This is a genomic window from Paenibacillus sp. P5_B5 (assembly GCF_056400365.1).
In genome coordinates this window covers 1-743 of the sequence record NZ_JBFULK010000054.1, presented here as the reverse complement: position 1 = coordinate 743, position 743 = coordinate 1, and the positions used below count along the sequence as shown (strand labels likewise).

Here is a 743-nt window from a genome sequence, read left to right as displayed (position 1 = left end):
CGCAAGGGAGCCAGCCGCCGAAGGTGGGGTAGATGATTGGGGTGAAGTCGTAACAAGGTAGCCGTATCGGAAGGTGCGGCTGGATCACCTCCTTTCTATGGAGAATCGTTTCCTGAAACGGAAACATTCGAACAGTGGTTTGCTTGACAAACCGCAAAAATAGCTAATTGCAAAGCTCATTTGTTCAGTTTTGATGGAGTTTTTCCATCAAGTTAATTTTTCTTCTCGCAGTTTGTATTCGCAAACTACTGCCAAAAAAGATTAATGCTTACGAAGCTATTTTTCTTTTCGCAGTTTTCTTACGAAAACTACTGTCAGAAAAATTACGGGGCCATAGCTCAGCTGGGAGAGCGCCTGCCTTGCAAGCAGGAGGTCAGCGGTTCGATCCCGCTTGGCTCCACCAAATTCTCTCTTACGAACTGGTAATAATTACAGGTTGTAGAGTGAGAAACAAATATGTTAAGATACTTCTTGCCGCTAAAACGGCTGAGAACAAAATTGTTCCTTGAAAACTAGATAGCGAAACGAAATGTAAGAGCTTAGAAACATCCGATGTTCTTCTTAGCAATAAGAGAACAACGTTAATAATTAGCWGGTTAAGCTAATAAGAGCGCACGGAGGATGCCTAGGCACTAGGAGCCGAAGAAGGACGTGGCGAACGACGAAATGCCTCGGGGAGCCGTATGCAGGCTTTGATCCGGGGATGTCCGAATGGGGGAACCCAGCTGTGGTAATGCGCAGTT

At 45.6% G+C, this 743-nt stretch carries 1 tRNA gene and 2 rRNA genes; all 3 read left to right on the top strand.

The features are described from left to right. Positions 1-95: ribosomal RNA gene (locus AC1DOK_RS24500) — 16S ribosomal RNA — on the top strand; the annotation flags it as partial. 232 nt (positions 96-327) lie between these two features. Continuing rightward, positions 328-403: transfer RNA gene (locus tag AC1DOK_RS24495), tRNA-Ala, on the top strand. 191 nt (positions 404-594) lie between these two features. Then, positions 595-743, top strand: a 23S ribosomal RNA gene (locus AC1DOK_RS24490); the annotation flags it as partial.